Origin of the sequence: Actinopolymorpha alba DSM 45243, from assembly GCF_000373925.1 — a bacterium.
GTDB classification, from domain to species: domain Bacteria; phylum Actinomycetota; class Actinomycetes; order Propionibacteriales; family Actinopolymorphaceae; genus Actinopolymorpha; species Actinopolymorpha alba.
In genome coordinates this window covers 15,195-36,730 of the sequence record NZ_KB892798.1, presented here as the reverse complement: position 1 = coordinate 36,730, position 21,536 = coordinate 15,195, and the positions used below count along the sequence as shown (strand labels likewise).

The following is a 21,536-nucleotide window of genomic DNA, read 5'->3' as shown; positions in this document are numbered from 1 at the left end:
CCCGCAAGAGTGGTTCTGATGACACCCGCACCCAGTCCCAGCGCAACGCCGACGTCCTGATTCAGCTGCTGGTCCAGGCCGTCACCGCCGAACTGCTGATCATCGTGAACGCCGAAACCCTCACCGACGACCCTGCAGATGTAAGCGTCGAAGACGACGCCGAGGACGGCCCTGCCGATGACGGTGACGCCGCGGTCGATGACGGTGATGCCGCTGATGAGCCTGGCCGTCAGGGCGACGTTGATGACAGTGATTCCGTCGATGACCGGCACGTAGATGATGACGCGGTGCCCGCGCCCATCCCGATGGGTGACTGGGACCCTATGAATGNCGCGGGCGGGGACAGTGCTGAGCCGTGCCCCACGTGTGGCCGGCGTACCAACAAAGACGTTCCTGGACTTCTCCTGCCGACCGGACACCCTTTACCCGCGCCGCACGTCCGCCGACTCGCTTCAAAGTCCCGGCTGTACCGGATGATCCTCAAGGCGCCGAGCAAGATCCTCGACCTCGGCTCCGCCGTACGCCTCGCACCCGGCTGGATGCGCCGCGCCATCCTCGCGACCTACGACACCTGCGCCTACAACAACTGCCCCATCCCAGCAAAATACTGCGAAATCGACCACATACACCCCTGGGCGCAACACCAGCAAACCAAACTCGACGACCTCGCACCCGCCTGCGACCACCACAACCGCGACCGCGCCAAGAACCCCCACAAGTACGAAACCCACCGTGGACTCGACGGGCGATGGCGGATCACCACCACCAGCCGGTGGCGCAGGTGATCAGGAGCGCGCGGTACGCCGCAGCCACCACAACCCGAAGACGGGTAGTACCAGCGGGATGAACAGATAGCCGCGCCCGAACGCCGACCAAACGGTGTCGTCCGGGAACGCGGCCGGATCGGCGAGGCTGAACGCGCCTATCGCGAAGACACCGGCGAGTTCGATCCCGCAGGCCGCGTACGCGACACGGCGGGCCACCGGTCCACCCCTGGCGAGTGCCACTGTCGCGGCGACGTAGACCGCAGCAGAGAACGCCGAGAGCAGGTACGCCACGGGCGCCTCGCCGAACCTCGTCGCGATCTGCACCATGGCCCGGGCACTGGCGGCCAGAGCGAAGACGGCGTACACCGCAACGAGGGCGCGCCCGGGACCCGAGCCCAGGCGCGGCGGCGACGTCACAGGCTCAGGCACCAGCCCATACCTGCTGCAACCGGAGGACCAGCACCACGATCACCAGACCTGAGACCCCGAGAACCACGCTGCTCCAGCGGTTGCGCTCCGACGCGGCCCACAACACCGCGACCGGCACGATGAGGACCGACGCCACAAGGTAAGCGAGGAAGGTCGCGAACTCCGCCGGTCGCTCCCCGCCAATCAGCAGGACAACCGCCGCGACGAGCTGGACCAGCAGAGCAAGCTCCACGACGGCGGCGATCCCGACCAGCACGGTGCCTGGTGCGCGATTCAGCAGGGCGGTCACCACAGAGACGCCCGCGAACAGCAGGCCCGCGATGACCAGGCCGGTGGCCAGAACGTCGATCACCGCATGTCCTCCGTACCCCTTCGCACGACTGCCCGCTCCCCCGCGGGCAGGACCGGAAGCGTAACCGACGCCGCCGGGTCGAGGAGCCGCACCGCGCTGTCCAGGAGTTCGGGCTTCACCGACGCGACCCGGCGTACCCGATCGAGGATCAGCCGGTCGAGCACCTCCTCGAGCGCGTGGTCGACCATGGCGAGGTCGGTCGCCCGGAGGGCCTGGCTCCTGCGGGCCAGCCGAGCGAGTTCCTCATCGATGATGCGGCGCGCGTGCCGCCTGACCGTGGCGACGGCGTTCTCCGCAAATCCGGCGTCCGTACCCAACCCAGTCATACCCCACCCCTTCTACTACGGAAAGTAGAACTACGAATCGTAGTAGATAGGCGGGAGTCGGGCGACGTCAAGCCAACTCCGACAGACGTAGAGGAACGACCACCAACACCGTCGTGGGACAGGGCCTATGAGTCGTGGGACAGGGCCTATGATGGGCCCCGATGGCTAACGGATCGCTTCTCGACAACGCCCTGGTGTGCCACGGCAGCGCGCGCGGGCGAGTAGCCACGCGCCTCTGAGCGCTCTCCGATCCGTCCTTTCCGCAGTCGTTCGCGTACCCACGACCGTACGCACGACCCTTGCTGAGATGAGCCATCCATGCCGTCGACACCCGACCAGCAGCCCACTCACGCCGCGTCCCCGAGCCCGTCCATCCCCGACAAGCCGTCCCTGGACGGTCTGGAGGAGAAGTGGATCGCGCGCTGGGAGGCGGAAGGGACCTACCGGTTCAGCCGGCCCGCATCCCGAGCCGAGGCCTTCTCGATCAACACGCCGCCACCCACGGCGTCCGGTGACCTCCATGTCGGCCACGTCTTCTCCTACACCCACACCGACACGATCGCGCGCTATCAGCGGATGCGCGGGCACGAGGTGTTCTACCCGATGGGCTGGGACGACAACGGCCTCCCAACCGAACGCCGGGTCCAGAACTACTACGGCGTCCGCTGCGACCCCTCGGTGCCATACGACCCGTCCTTCGCCCCGCCGGCGAAACCTTCGGCAGCCAAATCGGCGGACGCGCCAATGCCGATCTCCCGGCGCAACTTCATCGACCTGTGCGAGACGCTCACCGCCCAGGACGAGCGGGCGTACGAAGAGCTCTGGCGCCAGGTCGGGCTCTCGGTGGACTGGTCGCTCACCTACACGACGATCGGCGAGGCGGCCCGCGCCACCTCGCAGCGAGCGTTCCTGCGCAACATCGCCCGCGGTGAGGCGTACCAAGCCGAGGCACCCACCCTGTGGGACGTGACGTTCCAGACCGCGGTCGCCCAGGCGGAGCTGGAAGATCGCGAGCGGCCCGGCTCCTACCACCGGCTCGCCTTCCACCGCAGCGACGGTACGACCGTCGAGATCGAGACCACCCGACCCGAACTCCTCCCCGCCTGCGTCGCGCTCGTCGCCCACCCGGACGACGCGCGCTACCAACCGTTGTTCGGGACCAGCGTGCGGACGCCGGTGTTCGGGGCCGAGGTCCCGGTGCTCGCTCATCGGCTCGCCGACCCCGAGAAGGGGACCGGCATCGCGATGATCTGCACGTTCGGCGACGTCACCGACGTCACCTGGTGGCGCGAACTCGACCTGCCGGTCCGCACGGCGATCGGTCGGGACGGCCGGTTCCTCACCGAACCACCGGCCGGGCTGTCGCCCGCGGGACGCCAGGCGTACGCCGAGCTGGCCGGCCGCACCGTCGCGCAGGCCCGGCGCCGGATCGTCGACCTGCTCCGCGCGTCGAGCGACCTCATCGGGGAGCCGCGCGCGATCAGCCATCCGGTGAAGTTCTATGAGAAGGGCGAGCTGCCGCTGGAAATCGTGACCAGCCGGCAGTGGTACATCCGCAACGGCGGCAGGGACTCCGAGCTTCGTCAAGCGCTCCTTGCGCGCGGGCGGGAGCTGGCGTGGGTGCCCGCGTTCATGCGACACCGCTACGACCACTGGGTCGAGGGTCTGACCGGTGACTGGCTGATCAGCCGGCAGCGGTACTTCGGCGTTCCGATCCCCGTGTGGTATCCGCTGGACTCCAGTGGCGAGCCACGGTACGACACGCCTCTGCTGCCGACCGAGGAGCAACTACCGGTCGACCCGGCCGCTGAGGCACCCGTCGGCTACTCCGAGGACCAGCGCGGCAAGCCTGACGGCTTCATCGGCGACCCGGACGTCATGGACACGTGGGCAACCTCCTCGCTCACCCCTCAGATCGTCTGCGGCTGGGAGCGCGACCCTGATCTGTGGGCCACGACGTTCCCGATGGACCTGCACGCGCAGGCCCACGAGATCATCCGGACCTGGTTGTTCGACAGCGTGATCCGCGCCCACTTCGAACACGATGCGCTGCCGTGGAAGCGGGCCGCGATCTCTGGTTTCGTGGTCGATCCCGACCGCAAGAAGATGAGCAAGTCGAAGGGGAACGCGACGACGCCGATCGACGTGCTGCGGCGGTACGGCTCCGACGCGGTGCGCTGGCGGGCGGCCGGCGTTCGGCCAGGTCTGGACTCGCCGTTCGACGAGACGCAGATGAAGGTGGGCCGGCGGCTCGCGACGAAGATCCTGAACGCCAGCAGGTTCGTGCTCGGGCTCGGCTTCACCGAAGCCACTCCCGACCTCGCGCTCGTGAACGCGCCGCTCGACCGGGCGCTCCTGGCGTCCCTCGCCGAGGTGGTCCAGGCCGCGGCCGAGGCGTTCGACGCGTACGACTACACAAGTGCGCTGGAGGTCACCGAGCGGTTCTTCTGGGACTTCTGCGACGACTACCTGGAACTCGTCAAGGATCGTGCCTACGCGGGCGACCCGTCTGCCAAGGCGACCTTGACACTCGCGCTTTCCGTGCAGCTGCGGCTCTTCGCTCCGGTCCTGCCGTTCGTGACCGAGGAGGTCTGGTCGTGGTGGCAGGACGGATCCATCCATCGCGCGCCCTGGCCGACCCCCGAGGAGATCGCCTCAGCCGCCGGAGATCCGGCGCTGCTTCGTGCCACGAGCACGGTGCTCGGCGCGGTGCGCGCCGCGAAGTCGGAACGCAAGCTCTCCATGCGCGCGGAGCTGACTCGGGTCGTCGTGCGCGGGTGTCAGGCCGACCTTGACGCCCTCGCCCCCGCCGCCGACGACCTGCGGGCCGCCGGGCGGATCGCCGACCTGCGGCTTGACCCGTCTTCTGCGGACGCGACGGCTGCGATCGAGGTCGAGGTCGAGGTCGAGGTCGAGGTCGACTCGTAGGCACTCGTCGCCGTTGTCACTGCACCTGGTGGTCACAGCTGGCCCTGAATCCGGTCTCGGTGCGCACCTCCTTGCCGTTGATGCTGACCCGGCAGGTGGCCTCTGGTTGGGCGGGACCAGTCGTGAGCGGCATCCCGACCCGTACGCTGACGAACCAGCCCTCCTCGCCGGTGAGCCGCATGCGCCAGGGCAACTTCACGTACTCTTGCGTACCCTCGTGCATCCGTTCGCTGGTCGGAACCGCCCACGTCACGATGAGCGCCTTGCCCTTTCCTTCGACCTCGAGCAGGACATCGACCTGCTGCGGTGCCGCGGGCCAGATCGGCGGGGCGACTGACGTGAACTCCGACAGCGCCTTCTCGACCTGCCGGACGCTGGGTTCGGCGTAGAGCTTGGGTTCCTTGTCGTCCACGACCGCGAATCCCGGGCACCGGGTCTGCTCGGCGTCGGAGATGGTGTTGGTTCCGAGCCTTTCGCCGGTGCGGGCTTCGTACACGGTGACCGCGTACGCCGCCGCATACATCGGGACGGCACCAGAAGGACCACTGTCGAACTCGCAGGACTCCACCTGCCGACCAGCGCTGGTTTGTTTCAGGCAGGCGATCAGCTGGACGTCCTCAGCCTTGGGTGGATTGAGGTGCGCCGGAGAACGCTGCCCGGGAGGTGGACGCAGGAAGAGTGTGGAGTACGCGGACCGGCCACTGCCAGCGTCCAGCTTCTCGAGCATGACGCGTACCGCATGCGGACCTCGACCGTCATACGGCGCGGCGTCGGGGAAGTATGCCCGGCGCCCCGCGCACGCCTCCCGCGCCGCCCCGGCGTCCGGGTACCCATCCACAGGTCGCGGTTTGACGAAGATGCTCCAGACGGCCAACCACGCGGTCCCCGCCACGGCGAGTAGCAGCACCACCACGACGAGCAGTACGAGGGCCGACCTACCAGACCTTCGGTCGCCAGTCGTCCTGGCCAGATTGGTGTCCATCCGTACAGCCTGGACAGTCCCGCTTTGGCATCGCTTTGGTCTCGCTATGGCAGCGGATTGCCCCGGACCGCCGGTTGGCGCTGGTTCGCGGCGCCGGGCGCAGTCCAGACTGGTCGACAATGATCTTGCACGCCTGATCACCATGCGCAGCGGGGGCAGACCATGGAGTTCCGGATTCTCGGACCAGTCGAGGTGCGTCAGAGGGGAGAACCCGTCCCACTCGGCGGCCCGAAGCAGCGAGCGCTGCTCGCCGTCCTCGTGATGAACGCCAATCATGTCGTCGCCGTCCCGAAGCTGATCTCCGCATTATGGGACGAGCCTCCGGAGACCGTGACCAGCCAGATCCAGCAGTTGGTGTCCCAGCTACGGCGCGCCCTGGGCGATCGCGTAAGCCGCCGACCTCGGATCCAGTTCCGCTCGCCTGGCTACGTCCTGAGGGTCGAACCCAGCGAGTCCGACCTGGCCAGCTTCGAGGATCGAGCGGCCGACGGACGCGCCGCCCTCGCCGCCGGCCACCACGCCGACGCGGCCACACTTCTTCGTACGGCGCTCAAGCCGTGGCGTGGCCCAGCCCTTGGTGACGCCGCCGAACCCATCGTCCGCACCGAGCGCCCCCGCTTGGACGAACGCCGGCTGGCCGTCGTCGAGGACCGGATCATCGCCGACCTGGCGCTTGGCCGGCACAGTCAGCTCATTGGCGAACTCACCGGACTGGTCACCGAGCACCCGCTCCGCGAGTCGTTGCGTGGCCACCTGATGCTCGCGCTCTATCGTTCCGGCCGGCAGGCCGACGCGCTCCACCTTTATCACCGGGGCCGGAGGGTTCTCCGCGACGAGCTCGGCCTCGACCCCAGCGCCCAGCTTCAACAGCTCGAGCAGCGCATCCTCCACAGCGATCCGGACCTCGCCCAACTGGCGTCGGCCGACAGCCCGCCGTTCTCAGCGGTGCTGCCAACGTCGCCGTCGCCGCGCTCGCCATGTCAACTCCCCCTTGACATTGCCGACTTCACCGGCCGCGACCAGCAGGCGGCCGAGCTGGGGCGACTGATCTCCAGGGAGTCAGGCAAACCGGCCGCTTCGACCGTGGTCGCCGCGATCGCGGGACCCGGCGGCATCGGCAAGACCGCTCTCGCGGTCCACTGCGCCCACCGGCTGCGCTCGGAGTTCCCGGATGGTCAGCTGTACGTCGACCTGCGCGGCGCTGGTCAGTCACCCCTCGAGCCGGCCGCCGTCCTCGAGCGATTCCTGCGCGCCCTCGGGGTCGACGGCGGCGGTATCCCCGACGAACTCGCCGAGTGCGCGACGATCTATCGAGATCTGGTGGCCGATCGACGCGTCCTCGTCGTACTCGACAACGCGGCCAGCGAACGCCAGATCCGCCCACTCCTGCCAGGTAGTCCGTCATGTGCGGCGCTCATCACCAGTCGTACCCGCCTCGGCGCGCTCGAAGGAGCGCACCACATCGAGCTGGACGTCCTCCAGGAGCAGGCGGCCGCCGACCTCCTCACCCGGGTTGTCGGGCCGGCAAGAGTCGCCGAGGACGTCCCGGCGGCGAAGGAGATCGCCGACCTCTGTGGCCATCTGCCGCTGGCCCTCCGGATCGCCGCGGCCCGCCTCGCGGCTCGCCCACACTGGTCGCTGTCCCGGCTGGTCGACCGGCTTTCCGACGAGCGGCGCCGGCTGGACGAACTCGTCGCGGGTGATCTTGCCGTCCGCACCAGCCTGGCGACGAGCTACCAGGGTCTGACCGGCAAGGCGCAACGCATGTTCCAGTTACTCGGCTGCCTCGACCTTCCGGACTTCACCTCGTCAGTGGCCGGGGCCCTGCTCGACACACCGGCCGACATCGCTGACGACCTCGTGGAGACGTTGGCCGACGCCCGTCTCCTCCATCCGAGCCGGAACGACGAGACCGGCCAGCTTCGCTACCGCTTCCACGACCTCGTTCGCCTTTACGCCCGTGACCTCGCGGATGCCGAGTTGGATGGCTCCGATCGCCTCGAAGCGATCCAGCGAGGATTCCACTACTACCTGGGTACGACGCGCAATGCGGCCGACGTCCTCTCACCGGCGACTGAGGACCGTTCGTCCATCGGGATCCTTGCCGGCGAGCTGAGGAGTTCGGGATCGACGTTCGCGGCTCGGGCCGTCGCCGCGGCCTGGGTCGACGCCGAGGTCGCGAATCTGTTGGCGGTCGCCAACCAGGCGATCAGCGATCCCGAACATCACCCCATCGTCGTCGGGCTGTCCGCCGCGGCCGCCGGCCCGCTGAACGTGCGCCACCGCCAACGGACCCTCATCGAACTCGCCCGGCTGGCCATCGACGCCGCCAGGACCACCGGGGACGAGCGCGGGTTGGCGCAGGCGACCAACGACCTCGCCATCGGGTACATGAACACCGGTCAGGTCGAAGCCGCACTCGAGCACGCCGAACAAGCAATGCGCTACTGGACACTGAACCGCGACCCGATCAGTCAAGCGGCGACGCTGAACATCATCGGCAACCTGTGGTCCCAGCACGGGGACCCCAACCTGGCGTTAGACAACTATCGGCAGGCGCTCGATATCCGTCGCCGCCTCGGCCACCGAGAGGCTCAGGCCGCCATCCTCAGCAACCTGGCCGAAACCCTTGCCCAGGAAGGGCAATGTGAGGAGGCCCTGGAGCACCTCGACGAGGCACTGAACCTTTACCGATCCGAGAAGTCCGTCGGCGGGGAAGGTCTCGTTCTTGGCACGATCGGCAAGACCCAGCTGCATGCGGGAGATCCCGCACGGGCCATCGACTCCTTCGAACGCGCACTACCGTTGGTCTGCCTGGCAGGACAACGTCATTTCGAAGCTGACTTCCGCTGGCACCTCGGGACCGCTCACCATGCCGTTGGGAACCACGAACAGGCCCGAGCCAGCAAACGTCAGGCGCTCGAGATCCTGCGGAACACCGACGGCCTGGCCGCTAACCGTGCTGTCCGATGACACGTCTACTGGTCGCAACCGCGCTGGACCATTCCTCCGCGACGACTTCCAGGGCAGTCCGCACGCTCGTTGGCAGGGCGTCGAAGTACTTTCGTTCGAGATCCGAAATCAGCCTCGGGATCTGGTTTCGGCGGGCGCACTCAACGTCCGCGACCGCGACCTCGATCTCACGTTGCCGCAGCACCCGAGTGGCGCCGGCTCTTGCGTACTGCCTTTGGAGGTCTTCCCGCGCGGCCTCGGGCGAGGAGTACTCGTACCCCCGCCGCGTCATGCACCTACTCCAGCGACCCATCGCAACTTTGAACGAGCTGTCACTCCGCACCCGGGCGGCCAATGTCCGCTCGATGTCCTGCGGAACATGGACAACTCTGGCGCCTGTCATGACATCCTTGAAGAGTTCGCCTCTGGCTTCGGCGATACAGCCATCGCCAGGAAAAGTGATCTCGATTCCGGACGGCAATCGAATCGACCGTCTGGCTCCCTCAGTCCCAAGAAGTGTCACGTCGTAGAGAGAACTGTCGACGCCCGGAACATCTCCGCCAGCACTGCCCCCACTTTGGCCAGTGGGGTCGTCACCCTCAATTTTGCCGAAGAGTCCATATCCGTTGCGACGGATCCGCGACTCCGCGAGGGCCCCATCGGCGTCGGACGAAGATTCGGGTTTCCCGACACGTCTGGGACGATATGACAGACCCTTCCTTGCCATGCATCGACTAATAATCTTCTCTTCCGCCAAAGAGACGATCTGCCTTTCGGCCGGAAACGATCCCGTCTTCGTCACGATCTCAAAGGATCTATTGACGTTAGTTACCGCCGCCCTCGGGGTGGTGACGCTCGCGGGAGTCACACTCTGACACCCAGCGAGCGCCACCAGTACCACCGCGAGACACGCGGTCACCATCATGCCCCGCGTCGAGCCCATGCGCTCAGCACGACCACGAATTCGAGCTGATCTTGTCGTTCGCGCCCCGCCGACCCAAATTGCTCTGCCCCTCGCCACGCCAGAGCAACCAGGGGGTGCCCCCGTAGCCGGCATGTTCATACATTAATACGTCGCAGTATCGGCCGTTATTCCTCGCCGAAGAAGCGCAGTCGTTCCAACTTCCGGTCTGACAAGTCGAGTTCGAGAACGCGGACCAGTGACGGTTATTACCAGACCACTGCCCCATCCTCCCTCGGTAATCGGTATCAACCCAGGCGCACAGGTAACCGGCCGGGCAGTCGTAGTAGCCAGCTGGCGTGACATCCGGCGTGGAGTCCGGTGCGATTGCCACCATCGGGTCGAGCGTTTCGCCGCTCGCCGGTGCCGCAGCGACTAACACCATCCCACCAAGACTCAACCCGAGCGTGGTGAGGAGTACAGAGAGAGATTGCTTGAAACGGACTCGTCTTTGCACGATGCGTGTCCCTCCTATGCTCCGGTGGTGGACAGATCGCCCCCACTCGGCCCTGCGACCATCTGCGCCCAGATTGACAGAAGCCGCTTATGAGTCCGCTCTGCTCTGACTATGCTTCTCGTCCGTTCGCCGTACGCCCCACCGGTCCGTCACACAGAGCGAGCACACCCACTCTCCGCCACATCCTTCGCGGCGAGTACCAGCGGCTCCGAGCAACCCCGCCCGCGTTAACTCCTTGTTGATCATTTCTCTCAGACCTGGTCGTGGCGTTCCCTGGCTGTTATAGCTGAATACGCAGTCAGGTAACCGCTCTCCCGCATGCCGGGAAGCTCACCAGACCTAGAACTGAATAAAGGAGGGTCATGCGCGCTTCATTACGGCGGCTGGCGATCCCTCTCGTCGCCTCGCTCGCAGTACTCGTCCCAGCCGGCGCGTCACCGATGTCCGCCCCTGCCGCACTCACCGAAGTGGTTCCGAACGTCGCGGCGGCAAGTGTTCCCACCCCAGAGCAGTACTTCGGTTTCGAGATGGGAACCGCGGGCGAGCTTGCCCGCTATCCGGACATGCTGACGTACTTCCAACTGCTGGCCAAGCGCACCGATCGGTTGACCTACCAGAAGCTCGGGGACACCACCCTCGGCAACGACTACGCGATGCTGACCATCAGCTCGCCGAAGAACCTCAAGCGGATCGACCGCCTCGTCGAGATCAACCGCCGGCTCGCCAATCCACGCGGGCTCTCTCCGGCCGAGGCGAAGAAGCTGTCCGAAGAAGGACGGCCGTTCTACCTGCTCTTCGCGAGCATCCACTCGACGGAGGTCGGCACCGGTCAGGCCGTGCCCAACATCGTCCACCGGCTCGCGACCGAGAACTCCGCGGACATCAAGGAGATCCTCGACAACTCCGTGGTGCTGGTCGTGCCGTCCCAGAATCCTGACGGTCAGGAACTCGTCGTCAACCATTGGTACGACACGAAGGGCACGCCCTACAACCGCACCTATCCCGACCTCTACCACAAGTACATCGGGCACGACGACAACCGCGACTGGTTCATGTTCACCCAGAAGGAGACCCAGCTCGCGGTCCAGTTGCAGAACAAATACAAGCCCGTGATCACCCACGACATGCATCAGATGGGAGCGACCGGAGCCCGGATGTTCGTGCCGCCGTACCTCGATCCGTTCGACCCGAACATCCACCCGCTCCTCGTTCAGGCCACCAACACGGTCGGCAACGAGATGGCGCAGGCGCTCGCGGCGGAAGGTAAGGAAGGCGTCATCTGGAACGCCGTCTACGACTACTGGACGCCAGCCCGGATGTACATGGTCTACCACGGGCAACCGCGCATCCTCACCGAGATCGCCAGCGTCAACCTCGCCGACACCTACGTCAACCCACGCGGGCCTGACGTACCCATCGGCCCGCAGGAACCCAAGGTCAACTTCCCGGCGCCGTACTCCAAGGGCACCTGGACCCTGAAGCAGATCGTCGACTACGGCGACACCGCCGCATTCGCCGGCATGAAGTACGTCGCGCGCTACCACTCCGAATGGCTCTACAACTTCTACCAGGTGCAGCGCGACTGGGTGAACCGCGACAAGGGACCATACGCGTTCGTGATTCCGGCTGACCAGCGCGACCCGTATGCGACGTACGAGCTGCTGAAGATCTTGCAGACCGCCGAGGTGGAGATCCACCGAGCCACCGCCGCCTTCACCAGTGGCGGTAAGGAATACCCGGCTGGTTCGTGGGTGGTCAAGCTGGCCCAGCCGTTCGGATCGTTCGCCAAGTCGATGCTCGAGAAGCAGGTGTATCCGGATCTTCGCGAGTACGAAGGCGGTCCGCCGCTGCCGCCCTACGACATCGCCGGGCACACGCTACCGATGCTGATGGGGGTGTCCGTCGACACCGCGCAAGGGGAGTTCACCGCGGCGCTCGAACGCGTGGCCAGCGTGAAGCCCGGCACGATTGCCGCTCCGCCACCGCCCAAGGGCGCCTACCTGGTCGGACCCGAGTCATACGGTGCTTTCCGGCTGGTGTCCGAACTCCAGAAGGCGGGCGTACCAACCCTTCGTGCGGCTGACGAATTCGAAGCGGCCGGGCGAACCTTCGCACCTGGCACCTTCGTCCTACCCCCGTCTCCGCAGGCACGGCAGGTCCTGGAGAAGGTCGCGGACCAGACAGGCGTGCCGTTCTACGGAGTCGACACCGCACCACAGGTGCGGGCGTTCGAACTCAAGTCGGGCACCCGGGTGGGCCTCCACCGCGGGGCTAACAACATTCCCGGCGGCTGGCTGATGTGGTTGTTCGAGCAGTACGGCATCAACCACGAAGTCGTGTCAGCACAGGATTTCGAGGGTGACCTGAAGGACAAGTACGACGTGATCGTCCTACCGCAAGGCATGACGAAGAACCGGATCATCAACGGCCTCGACCCGGCGAAGAATCCACCCGAATTCTCCTGGGCGTACGGCGTCGGCGAGACTGGCTGGCGCAAGCTGAAGGACTTCGTCGAGGATGGCGGCACGCTCCTGTCGCTCGGCAACTCCGTCGCCGGCACGGCCGAACTCCTCGACCTGCCGATCGAGCCGGTGCTTCCCGAGGACGAGAAGGAGTTCTACTCGCCTGGGTCGCTGCTCAACCAGGAGTTCGATCTCTCCAGCCCAGTGGCGTGGGGAATGCCTGAGAACTGGCCGGTCTTCTTCGAAAGCGACGAGGCCTTCCGCCTCGAGCCGGGCGCGTCGAGCACGGTGGTCTCGAGGTATCCGGATTCGGACGTACTCGCCAGCGGCTGGCTCCTGGGCGAGGACTACATCAAGGGCCAGGCGAACATCATCTCCCACCAGGTCGGTGAGGGGTATGTCGTGACGTACGGCAGCCAGGTCGAATTCCGTACGTGGACCCGTGGCACGTTCAAGCTGATCTTCAACGCGATGTACCACGGACCGTCCACCCCCGTGTCCGCGCAGCAGGTGACAGAGCACCTGAGTCGATAGCCGGTCATCCGGCGAGGAATCATCGTGAAGACCGCGGGTGCTGGGGGCCCTCGCGGTCTTCACGATCTTCGGCGGCCATATTTCCCGTGCAACAGTTCGGCAGGGGGCCCTCGTCTGGGGGGTGAAAGGAGGGGACGCTGTGGATGACGAGGCAGAGAACTACGAAACGTTCGTGGCCGTACGCGTGCAGGCGTTGCTCCGCTACGGCTACGTGTTGACGGGGAGTCAGCATGACGCCGCCGACCTCGTGCAGGAAGCGTTGGTGCGGCTTCGTACGGCATGGAGCCGGGTCAACAACAAGCGAGATCCCGAAGCGTTCGTCCGGACCACCATGGCGCGGCTGCACATCAGCGCCTGGCGGCGATGGCGGCGAGAGAAGTCCGTGGCGGCGGTACCCGACCGTGCGTACACCGACAGTTCGTTGGCGGAGACAGAAACCAGAGACCAGCTCTGGAACGAACTCCGCGGACTGCCGCGCAGGCAACGGGCGGTGCTGGTCCTGCGCTACTACGAATGTCTCAGCGACGTGGAGATCGCGCGGGTTCTGGGAATCTCCCGGGGCACGGTTCGAAGCCAGGCGGCGAGGGGGCTCGCGAAGCTGCGGTCGCGAATCGCGCAGGCCGATGCGCACGACACGGCGAAGACAGGACACGGAGCGGGTGTGACGGAAGGAAGCGTTCAGGATGCGAAGGCTTGAGAACGAACTCGTAACGACGCTGGAGAGGGCGGCCGGTCGCGCACCCATGCCCGAGCCTGGCTTCCTGGACCAGCTCGAACGGCGATACAAGAGGAAGCGTCGGTCGAGAGTCGCGGCGGTCGCCGCCGCCACCGCGCTGGTGGTGACAGGATCGGCGGTAGGGCTCGGCCTACTTGGCGGATCCGGCGTGACCTCCACGCTCGCACCCGCCGGCCAGCCAGCCAGCCCGCCCGCCCGTCAGGCGGTCACCGGTGGCATTGAGCCGGTCGAGAAGGTGTGGCCCGCGGCCGTGCACACGATTCCGAACCGACTTCCCGACGGCCGGAAGTTCCAGCCGCAGACCATGATCGACGACCAGACGGTGCTGGTTTCGGCCCAGTCCAGCTTCGAAAAGGCGAAGGAGCTGTGGGCGTACGACATCGTCGCCAAGACTGCCCGCAAGGTCACGGATATTTCTACGCCGGCGGACGCGAAGATCTTCGCCTCGAACTTCACCATCGGCGAGGGGCACGTGGCCTGGTGGTTGGGGCGCTCGAGCGGACGCAAGCACAGCATCGAGCTCTGGGCGGCACCCCTGGCTGGCGGCGAGGCGCATCGCGTCGCCACACTCTCTAAAGGAGCCGGTGTCGAAAAGATCCAGGTCATCGACCAGAAGGTCGTCTGGTCGGTGGGTGGTGGCGGCGTCTACGAGGCACCGTTGTCTGGTGGCGACGCCACCCTGATCCCGGGCACCACGAAGTTCGCCCTGGTGGCCTGGCCATGGGTGGGATCGCCGGTCACCAAGCGGGAATCCTGGTCAGGCGCGCCACCCGACGCGATCGTGCACCGAACACTTCGAAACCTCAAGACTGGGGAAGAACGCGTCGCGACGGACCGCGATGGCGCGTGGACCTGTGCGGTGCGGTGGTGCCAAGGCCAAGTTGATGGCACCTTCATCCAGCGCCGTGACGGCAGCCAACGCCGCCACGTCGGACTCGAAATGACAGAGCGCGGCCCGGCGGCTGATCGTTTCGGCCTGGCCTATGACCGAGACAGCGCGGTCATCCACGACTTCGACACTGGTAAGGCAGGCCGGATGGCGGAGTCGGACGGATTTCGAATGCTGGTCGACGACCGCCTCTACTACACCAAACTCAAGGACGGCTATCAGCTCCTCGACCTGGCGATGATCGACCGGCAATAGCGCGGCAGCGCACGGTCGTCAGAGCCGACCCCCTCTGCCAAACGGCGGAGCGCACGATGCGCTCCGCCGTCCGCATCTACCGATCAGCCGATGTGCGGAACTCGCCGCCCAGCGAGTCTGGAACGCATGGAAATCCCTCGTACGCCATCCCCGACGGCCACCACCCCGGCGCGCAGCGCCACTCTCGCGCGCTGGCCGGAATGGGTGGGGTACGCGGCCGCGGGCTGGTCGCTCCTCTACGCCCTTCTCGGGGTGTACTGGACGCTCGGGGGTGCCGGGTTTCCGTTCGGAGCGGGCCACGATCCGGCCGCGGTCGAGTCGATCCTCCGCGGGGTCCGACCCGCGACGGCTGGTCCCGTGATCGCCGCCTTCGGGCTGGTCGGCACGATCGTCGGCCTGGCGAGTGCTCCGTCCACCCGCAGCGTCGGCGCCCGGCGGCCCGGCCTGCTGCGTGTCCTCGTGGTCGGCTTCGCGGCGATCAGTGCGCTCGCCCTGCTGGTCGTCATTCCGGACCGGCGGCTGCTCATGCTCCTCGCGTACGTCCCCATTTTCGCCGGCGTCGGCATCTACACGCTTGTGACCGGCTCTTCGATGCCCGACATCGCGGACATCGGCCTGGTCACCCTGGCCCATCAGGCCAGTTCCGTCGCCGGCGGAGTGCTGTGGGCGGGGGTGGCCGTGGCGTACGCCCGGCGGTTTCGGTACGCCTGCGGGACCTGCGGCCGGTCCAGCCACGGCACTCGCAGCTGGACCACTCCGGCCAGCGCGGCCCGATGGGGACGCTGGGCTGTCGGAGTGGCGGTGGTCGTACCCCTCATCTACGCCGCGACCCGCTGGGCTTGGGCACTCGGCATCCCGCTCGGAATCAGCGAGGAGTTCTACCAGGAGGGCAAGGCCGAGGGAATGTGGTGGGCTGGTGCGGCGCTCGCCACGCTGGGCATCGGCGGCGCGATCCTCACCCTCGGCCTGGTCCAGCGGTGGGGCGAGGTCTACCCGCGCTGGCTGTGGTTCAAAGCCGGCCGCCGGGTCCCCCCAGCCCTGGCCATCGTGCCCGCGTCGTTCGTCTCGATCATCGTCACCTCGGCCGGCCTGGAGTACTACCGGCTGATGTCCGTACCGGAGTTCGCGCACGACTGGTGGGCCACCATGGGCCCCGAACTCCTGTGGCCGCTGTGGGGTGGCGCCCTCGCGGCGGCGACGCTCGCCTACTACTACCGGCGCCGCGGCACCTGCCGGATCTGCCGCCGCGGCTAGGCAGGTGTCCCACGGTAGGGGCGGCGGGGGTCGGTGGTACGCCGGCCGGACCACGGGCACGCACGCGTCGCTCGATCACCGAGACAACCACAGGTAGGTGACGGCGAACAGCACCGCGGCAAGGACGACACAGAAGACCAGCGTCGGCACGGTCGGCACCTCGCGTCCCGGCCGGTGCGGGTCCCCGGTCAGGAAGCGCTCGAGTTCCCGGGCGAAGTCCGCCGCGGTGGCCGGACGTTTCGCCGGGTTCCAGCTCAGCGAGCGGGTGAGGAGTCGGTCGAGCGCTGCGGGCTGGCCCAGGCGTGCCGCCAGGGGCGGCGGCCTGCTGTCGGTCCGGCGGTCCCGCACCGCTGCCGCGGTGTGGTCCTGGAAAGCCGGCTGCCCGTTGAGCAGGTGATAGGTGACGGCGGCCACGGCGTAGACGTCGGCTCGGCCGTCGAAGCCGTCGGTCTGGTGGATCTGCTCGGGGGCCATGTAGATCGGGGTGCCGGTCGTGACCGTGAAGCCGGAGGACTCGGCGAGCACCTTGGCGCTCCCCAGATCCGAGATCAGGAGCCGAGGCGGCGTGCTGCGGTCGTCGATCAGCAGATTGCTCGGTTTCACGTCGCGATGGACAACGCCGGCGTCATGGAGCACCTGGACGGCTTCGGCGGCCGCCACGCCGTACGCCAGCGCCTCCCGCGTGCTCAGCGAGCTGATCCTGTCGTCGAGCGTGCCGCCGGGGATGTACTCCATCACGAAGTAGGGGCGCGCTTCGTCGTCGTCGCTCACTCCGACGTCGAAGACCCGCACCAGGCGGGGGTCGTCGACGCGGCGCAGCAGCCGCGCCTCCGCCAGGAAGCGCTCCCGCACGTCTGCGTTGTTCGCCCAGTTCTCGGCGAGCACCTTGATCGCGACGTGCGCTTCGAGGGCTGGATCCTCGGCCAGCCACACTGTCGCGAACGCGCCGGAGCCGAGCACGCGCCGCATGCGGTACCGCCCGACCTGCCTCATGGGAAAGGATTGTCCTATGAGCCCCTTCTCAGACCCTATGTCGCACCCCGACCTGGTGGCGCGCGCCCGTTCGGGCGACCGGGATGCGCTCGAGGAACTGCTGGGCGTCATCCGTCCGCTGCTCGTTCGGCGCTGCTCACGCTTCCTGCCCCACATCGACGATGCCGAGGAGGCTGCCCAGGACGCGCTGCTCGCGATCGCGCAGAATCTCAGCGGCTACACCGGCAGTGGCTCGTTCGAGGGCTGGGTCACTGTGATCGCCTCGAACAGTGCCCGGATGACCTACCGACGGCTGCGTCGACGTGCGGTCGAGAGCGGCGCCGCCGAGCTTCCCGAGACGGCCGACCCGCGCACCACGAGCGTGGTGGCCGGAACTCGGCTTGACCTGATGGAGGCGCTTGCCGAACTCGAGCGGATCAAGCCTCAGGTCGTGGAGCCTTTCGTGCTGCGGGACCTCGGTTCGCTGTCCTACGACGAGATCGCCGTGATCACTGGCACCTCGCTCGCCACGGTCCGCGACCGCATCCACGTGGCACGGAAGTTCATGCGATCCGCGCTGATGACCAAGCTCTGACCCGCTCACACACCCTGGGCGCCAACGAAATGTGTTGCGCGCGCATCGGGATGAGTGAACGGCGGAAATGGACCGCCCGACTCCCCCGGGGGAATGACATGAAGCTCACCCATGCGGCTATCGCCGTGCTCACCGCTGTGGTCACCGGCGTCGGTGGAGGTGCCGCCGCCGCCCAGGCCACGAACGACCACCGCGAGACGGGCGCCCAGTCGCTGCCCTCGACCGCGCAAACGCCGCAGGACGCTCTCTCCGAGGAGAACGTCATCCGCGAACGCCTCTACTTCGACGTGACCGGACACTCGTTCACCCGAGTTGACCCGGACCAGGCGCAGACCCTGGGCCCGTGCACGGGTGAAACCACATTCACCGACGTCCTGCCGCGCCGAGGCGTGAAGAGGATCGGCTCGAAGCTCGTCGGAGTCGATGGTCCGTACGTCGTCGAACAGCTGGCCCAGACGCGGTCCACACGCGAGGCGAGAGCCACGGCGGACGAGATCGTGTCGCTGGTCAACGAATGTGCCGCAGTCGCCGGGGGTGACTTCGGATACGGCGACCCGGTCACCGTGCAGTCGAACTCGAGTCGAGAGGTCGTCTACTTCCCCGCGTACGACTCCGATGCGGCCGCCGGTGGATACGTCGTCTTCTCCGTGGGTGCCCGGGTCGGCGTCATCGACGTCGCCGACGATGTGAGCACGGCCCAGGTCGCCCACCTGGCGAAGGAAGCTGCGAATGTGGCCGGGATGTAGTCCAACGCGAACTTCCGCTCGGTGACGCCCAACAACGACGCTGCCCGCACCGAGGAGGTGCGGGCAGCGTCCGTGGACATCCGTCAGCGCAAATCGCCGTTGATCATGGCCTGCGGCGCTGGCGGCCAGGCGACCAGACCCAGCTCTGCGCGTGCCGCCAGGTGGGGATTCTTCGGCAGGATCCGGACGGTGTAGCCGACGGGACCCGTGCGATCGAACCGCACCTCGCCCTCGTAGCGGTACCGCCCGGCTTCGTACGCCTCGGCCGAGACCAGCGACACCACGCTCGGGTCGCGGAGCTGGTCGGAGTCATCCACCCGGCCGTGCAGCACCTGCACGTCGACGTCCGCCGGCGACAGCGCACCGAGGCTCACGAAGACCCGCAGCGCCGCGGCGCCGCCCACCTGCGCACCGTCACCGGCGCCGGTGGACTCCACGTGGTCGACCCGGACGCCGTGCCATTCCTCACGGACCCGCCGCTTCCACGCCGCCAGCTGGCGGGCCCCCTCGAAGGAGGAGTTCAGAGCCCGCGAACCCGCCGCGGCCGGCGTGTAGAGCTCGCGTACGTAGTCGCCGAACATCCGGCTGGCCAGCACCTTCGGCCCGAGCGACTTCAGGGTGTGCCGCACCATTTCCAGCCAGCGGCGGGGCAGACCGGCTTCGTCGCGGTCGTAGAACCGCTTGGTCACCTGGTCCTCGAAGAGCTCGTACAGCGCGTTGGCCTCGAGGTCGTCGCGACGGTGCGGGTCGGCCACGCCGTCGGCGGACGGGATCGCCCAGCCGTTCTCGCCGTCGAACCACTCGTCCCACCAGCCGTCGCGGATCGAGACGTTGAGTCCGCCGTTGAGCGCGGCCTTCATCCCCGACGTGCCACACGCTTCGTACGGCCGGAGGGGGTTGTTGAGCCAGACGTCGCACCCGGCGACGAGCGGAGCCGCGAGCGCCATGTCGTAGTCGGGCAGGAACACGATCCGGTGGCGCACCTCCGGGTCGTCGGCGAACCAGACGATCTCCTGGATGAGCTTCTTGCCACCGTCGTCAGCCGGGTGGGACTTGCCGGCGATCACGATCTGCATCGGCCGCTCCGGGTCGAGCAGCAGGCGCTTGAGCCGCTCCCGATCCCCGAGCATGAGGGTGAGTCGTTTGTACGACGGGACCCGGCGGGCGAAGCCGATCGTCAGGATGTCGGGGTCGAGCGCGCTGTCGATCCAGCCGAGCTCGGCCTCGGAGGCACCGCGGGCGAGCCACGCCTCACGCAGCCGACCCCGCGCGAAGTCCACCAGCCGGGCGCGCAGCTTCCGCTTCGTCGACCAGAGCGCCGACTCGGGGATCCGATCGGCGACGTCCCATTCGCCGAGCGCGTGCGCCCCGCGCTCGTGGTCGCTCGGCTCGCTCGCCTCCAGCTCGCCCATCTCCCGGGCCACCCAGGTCGGCGCGTGGACGCCGTTGGTGACGGAGGTGATCGGCACCTCGCTCGCGTCGAAGCCCGGCCACAGTCCGGCGAACATGCCCCGGCTGACCTCGCCGTGCAGGGCGCTCACGCCGTTCGCGCGCTGACCGAGACGGAGCCCCATGACCGCCATGTTGAAAAGGCCCGGGTCGCCGCCTTCGTAGTCTTCGGCGCCGAGCGCGAGGATCCGCTCGATCGGAACGCCGTCCCAGCTGTTCTCCCGGCCGAAGTGCTGCTCGACCAGCTCACGGCTGAACCGGTCGATACCGGCCGGGACCGGCGTGTGGGTGGTGAAGACGGTGCCGGCCCGGGTGATCTCCAGGGCCGAGTCGAAGTCGAGACCGTGCTCCTCGACGTACTCCCGGATGCGCTCCAGGCCGAGGAAGCCCGCATGACCCTCGTTGGTGTGGAACACCTCAGGAGCGGGAGCGCCGGTGATCCGGGCGTACACCCGAAGCGCGCGTACGCCGCCGATGCCGAGCAGCAGCTCCTGGAGCAGGCGGTGCTCGGTGCCGCCGCCGTACAGCCGGTCGGTGACATCGCGCTCGGCGGGGGCGTTGTCCTCGATGCCCGAGTCGAGCAGCAGCAGCGGCACCCGGCCGACCTGCGCGACCCAGATCTGGGCGGCCAGCCTGCGGCCGGCGGGCAGGTTGACGACCACCCGGGCCGGCGTGCCGTCGGCCTCGCGGAGCAGGGTGAGCGGCATGGCCTGCGGGTCGACGATCGGGTAGCGCTCCTGCTGCCAGCCGTCCGGCGACAGCGACTGGCGGAAGTAGCCGTGGCGGTAGAGCAGCCCGACGCCGATGAGCGGGGCGCCGACGTCGCTGGCCGCCTTGAGGTGGTCGCCGGCAAGGATGCCGAGGCCGCCGGAGTACTGCGGGAGTACGGCGGTGATCCCGAACTCCGGCGAGAAGTACGCGATCTGGCGCGGCGCGTCAGGCCCGAGCGATTGGTACCACCTGTCCTGCGTCAGGTAGGCCCGAAGGTCGGCGGCGGCGGCGTCCAGCGCGGCGAGGAAGCCCTCGTCCGTGCTCAGCTGCGCGAGGCGTTCCCCCTTGACCTCGCCCAGGAGGCGTACCGGGTCCTGGCCAGTGGCCTCCCACAACTGCGGGTCGGCCGCCGCGAAGACATCCTGCGTGGGTGGATGCCAGGACCAGCGGAGGTTCATGACGAGATCGCCGAGCGGGGCCAGGGGCTCCGGCAGCGCCGGGCGGACTGTGAAGCGACGGATTGCACGCACGAGGGCACACGCTAACCCAGAGGCTTTCGCGACACGCCGTCGACCTGCTTCGCTATTGCAGGCCGAGCAAGGTTTTGCAGCGGTTAGGAGGGAACGACACCCTTATGGACAGGAACGGAACGAGCGGGTCGTCCGGATGTGGAGACAAACCACCCCCGCGTCGACCGTGCCCGGTCCTTGGCCCTGATACTGGGATGAGTAAGTTTCACCGCTGTGCACCAGCGTCAAAAGCCCAAACGCCGCTTCCCC

At 67.5% G+C, this 21,536-nt stretch carries 16 protein-coding genes; 8 read left to right on the top strand and 8 right to left on the bottom strand.

Features of this window, described 5'->3' with window-relative positions:
- Window positions 1–785: 785 nt before the first annotated feature.
- From B141_RS0132210 to B141_RS0132200, 3 genes are read right to left on the bottom strand one after another with little or no spacing between them, the layout of a single operon-like run.
- Entirely contained in the window at window positions 786–1,196 is a 411-nt protein-coding gene (locus B141_RS0132210; protein WP_020579314.1) for a hypothetical protein, read from the bottom strand.
- Complete coding sequence (locus B141_RS0132205; protein ID WP_020579313.1) at window positions 1,189–1,548, bottom strand: hypothetical protein; 360 nt, start codon at window positions 1,546–1,548, stop codon at window positions 1,189–1,191. The genes B141_RS0132210 and B141_RS0132205 overlap by 8 nt, the downstream gene beginning before the upstream one ends.
- A complete protein-coding gene (locus B141_RS0132200; RefSeq protein WP_020579312.1) occupies window positions 1,545–1,874 on the bottom strand; it encodes a hypothetical protein in 330 nt (109 codons plus the stop codon). Before B141_RS0132200 ends, B141_RS0132205 begins: the two co-directional genes overlap by 4 nt.
- 318 nt (window positions 1,875–2,192) lie before the next feature.
- Between B141_RS0132200 and valS the strand changes: the two genes are divergently transcribed.
- Window positions 2,193–4,802 (top strand): valine--tRNA ligase, encoded by a 2,610-nt coding sequence (gene valS / locus B141_RS0132195; protein ID WP_020579311.1) that lies wholly within the window; start codon window positions 2,193–2,195, stop codon window positions 4,800–4,802.
- A gap of 16 nt (window positions 4,803–4,818) precedes the next feature.
- Here the strand turns inward: valS and B141_RS0132190 are convergent, their stop codons facing one another.
- Complete coding sequence (locus tag B141_RS0132190) at window positions 4,819–5,784, bottom strand: hypothetical protein (RefSeq protein ID WP_020579310.1); 966 nt, start codon at window positions 5,782–5,784, stop codon at window positions 4,819–4,821.
- Window positions 5,785–5,946: 162 nt separating this feature from the next.
- On the opposite strand from B141_RS0132190, the gene B141_RS46475 reads away from it, so the two are divergent.
- Window positions 5,947–8,757 carry an AfsR/SARP family transcriptional regulator gene (locus B141_RS46475; RefSeq protein ID WP_020579309.1) on the top strand — a complete coding sequence of 937 codons (2,811 nt, stop codon included), beginning with the start codon at window positions 5,947–5,949 and terminating at the stop codon, window positions 8,755–8,757.
- Here the strand turns inward: B141_RS46475 and B141_RS49905 are convergent.
- Window positions 8,738–9,679, bottom strand: coding sequence for a hypothetical protein (locus tag B141_RS49905; RefSeq protein WP_157181460.1), 942 nt, complete (start codon window positions 9,677–9,679; stop codon window positions 8,738–8,740). The genes B141_RS46475 and B141_RS49905 overlap by 20 nt on opposite strands.
- Window positions 9,680–9,683: 4 nt before the next feature.
- Window positions 9,684–10,034, bottom strand: a complete 351-nt coding sequence (locus B141_RS53035) for a peptidase inhibitor family I36 protein (protein ID WP_420313611.1) — start codon at window positions 10,032–10,034, stop codon at window positions 9,684–9,686.
- 482 nt (window positions 10,035–10,516) lie between these two features.
- On the opposite strand from B141_RS53035, the gene B141_RS0132175 reads away from it, so the two are divergent.
- The 4 genes from B141_RS0132175 to B141_RS43960 all read left to right on the top strand — a co-directional run bounded on the left by B141_RS0132175 (window position 10,517) and on the right by B141_RS43960 (window position 16,284).
- Window positions 10,517–13,150 (top strand): M14 family metallopeptidase, encoded by a 2,634-nt coding sequence (locus tag B141_RS0132175; protein ID WP_020579307.1) that lies wholly within the window; start codon window positions 10,517–10,519, stop codon window positions 13,148–13,150.
- Window positions 13,151–13,289: 139 nt separating this feature from the next.
- Window positions 13,290–13,847 (top strand): SigE family RNA polymerase sigma factor, encoded by a 558-nt coding sequence (locus B141_RS0132170; protein ID WP_020579306.1) that lies wholly within the window; start codon window positions 13,290–13,292, stop codon window positions 13,845–13,847.
- The gene (locus tag B141_RS0132165; RefSeq protein WP_020579305.1) at window positions 13,834–15,030 is read left to right on the top strand and encodes a hypothetical protein; all 1,197 of its coding nucleotides are present in this window, start codon (window positions 13,834–13,836) and stop codon (window positions 15,028–15,030) included. Before B141_RS0132170 ends, B141_RS0132165 begins: the two co-directional genes overlap by 14 nt.
- A gap of 126 nt (window positions 15,031–15,156) precedes the next feature.
- A complete protein-coding gene (locus B141_RS43960) occupies window positions 15,157–16,284 on the top strand; it encodes a hypothetical protein (RefSeq protein ID WP_040422945.1) in 1,128 nt (375 codons plus the stop codon).
- A 75-nt stretch (window positions 16,285–16,359) separates the two neighbouring features.
- Here the strand turns inward: B141_RS43960 and B141_RS43955 are convergent, their stop codons facing one another.
- Window positions 16,360–17,277, bottom strand: coding sequence for a serine/threonine-protein kinase (locus B141_RS43955; protein ID WP_020579303.1), 918 nt, complete (start codon window positions 17,275–17,277; stop codon window positions 16,360–16,362).
- A 16-nt stretch (window positions 17,278–17,293) separates the two neighbouring features.
- Here B141_RS43955 and B141_RS0132150 point away from each other — a divergent pair, with 16 nt between their 5' ends.
- Together B141_RS0132150 and B141_RS0132145 are read left to right on the top strand one after the other, a co-directional pair.
- Window positions 17,294–17,851, top strand: a complete 558-nt coding sequence (locus B141_RS0132150; protein WP_157181458.1) for an RNA polymerase sigma factor — start codon at window positions 17,294–17,296, stop codon at window positions 17,849–17,851.
- Window positions 17,852–17,949: 98 nt separating this feature from the next.
- The gene (locus B141_RS0132145) at window positions 17,950–18,597 is read left to right on the top strand and encodes a hypothetical protein (protein WP_020579301.1); all 648 of its coding nucleotides are present in this window, start codon (window positions 17,950–17,952) and stop codon (window positions 18,595–18,597) included.
- Window positions 18,598–18,680: 83 nt separating this feature from the next.
- On the opposite strand, the gene glgP is transcribed toward B141_RS0132145, so the two are convergent.
- The gene (glgP, locus tag B141_RS0132140; protein WP_020579300.1) at window positions 18,681–21,287 is read right to left on the bottom strand and encodes an alpha-glucan family phosphorylase; all 2,607 of its coding nucleotides are present in this window, start codon (window positions 21,285–21,287) and stop codon (window positions 18,681–18,683) included.
- Between the last annotated feature and the right edge of the window lie 249 nt (window positions 21,288–21,536).

Bases quoted from the DNA above. Each gene is read 5' to 3' on its own strand.
- B141_RS0132200 (WP_020579312.1), bottom strand. From the start codon at position 1,874: ATGACTGGGTTGGGTACGGACGCCGGATTTGCGGAGAACGCCGTCGCC.
- valS (WP_020579311.1), top strand. From the start codon at position 2,193: ATGCCGTCGACACCCGACCAGCAGCCCACTCACGCCGCGTCCCCGAGC.
- B141_RS0132190 (WP_020579310.1), bottom strand. From the start codon at position 5,784: ATGGACACCAATCTGGCCAGGACGACTGGCGACCGAAGGTCTGGTAGG.
- B141_RS46475 (WP_020579309.1), top strand. From the start codon at position 5,947: ATGGAGTTCCGGATTCTCGGACCAGTCGAGGTGCGTCAGAGGGGAGAA.
- B141_RS49905 (WP_157181460.1), bottom strand. From the start codon at position 9,679: ATGGGCTCGACGCGGGGCATGATGGTGACCGCGTGTCTCGCGGTGGTA.
- B141_RS53035 (WP_420313611.1), bottom strand. From the start codon at position 10,034: ATGGTGGCAATCGCACCGGACTCCACGCCGGATGTCACGCCAGCTGGC.
- B141_RS0132175 (WP_020579307.1), top strand. From the start codon at position 10,517: ATGCGCGCTTCATTACGGCGGCTGGCGATCCCTCTCGTCGCCTCGCTC.
- B141_RS0132165 (WP_020579305.1), top strand. From the start codon at position 13,834: ATGCGAAGGCTTGAGAACGAACTCGTAACGACGCTGGAGAGGGCGGCC.
- B141_RS43960 (WP_040422945.1), top strand. From the start codon at position 15,157: ATGGAAATCCCTCGTACGCCATCCCCGACGGCCACCACCCCGGCGCGC.
- B141_RS43955 (WP_020579303.1), bottom strand. From the start codon at position 17,277: ATGAGGCAGGTCGGGCGGTACCGCATGCGGCGCGTGCTCGGCTCCGGC.
- B141_RS0132150 (WP_157181458.1), top strand. From the start codon at position 17,294: ATGAGCCCCTTCTCAGACCCTATGTCGCACCCCGACCTGGTGGCGCGC.
- B141_RS0132145 (WP_020579301.1), top strand. From the start codon at position 17,950: ATGAAGCTCACCCATGCGGCTATCGCCGTGCTCACCGCTGTGGTCACC.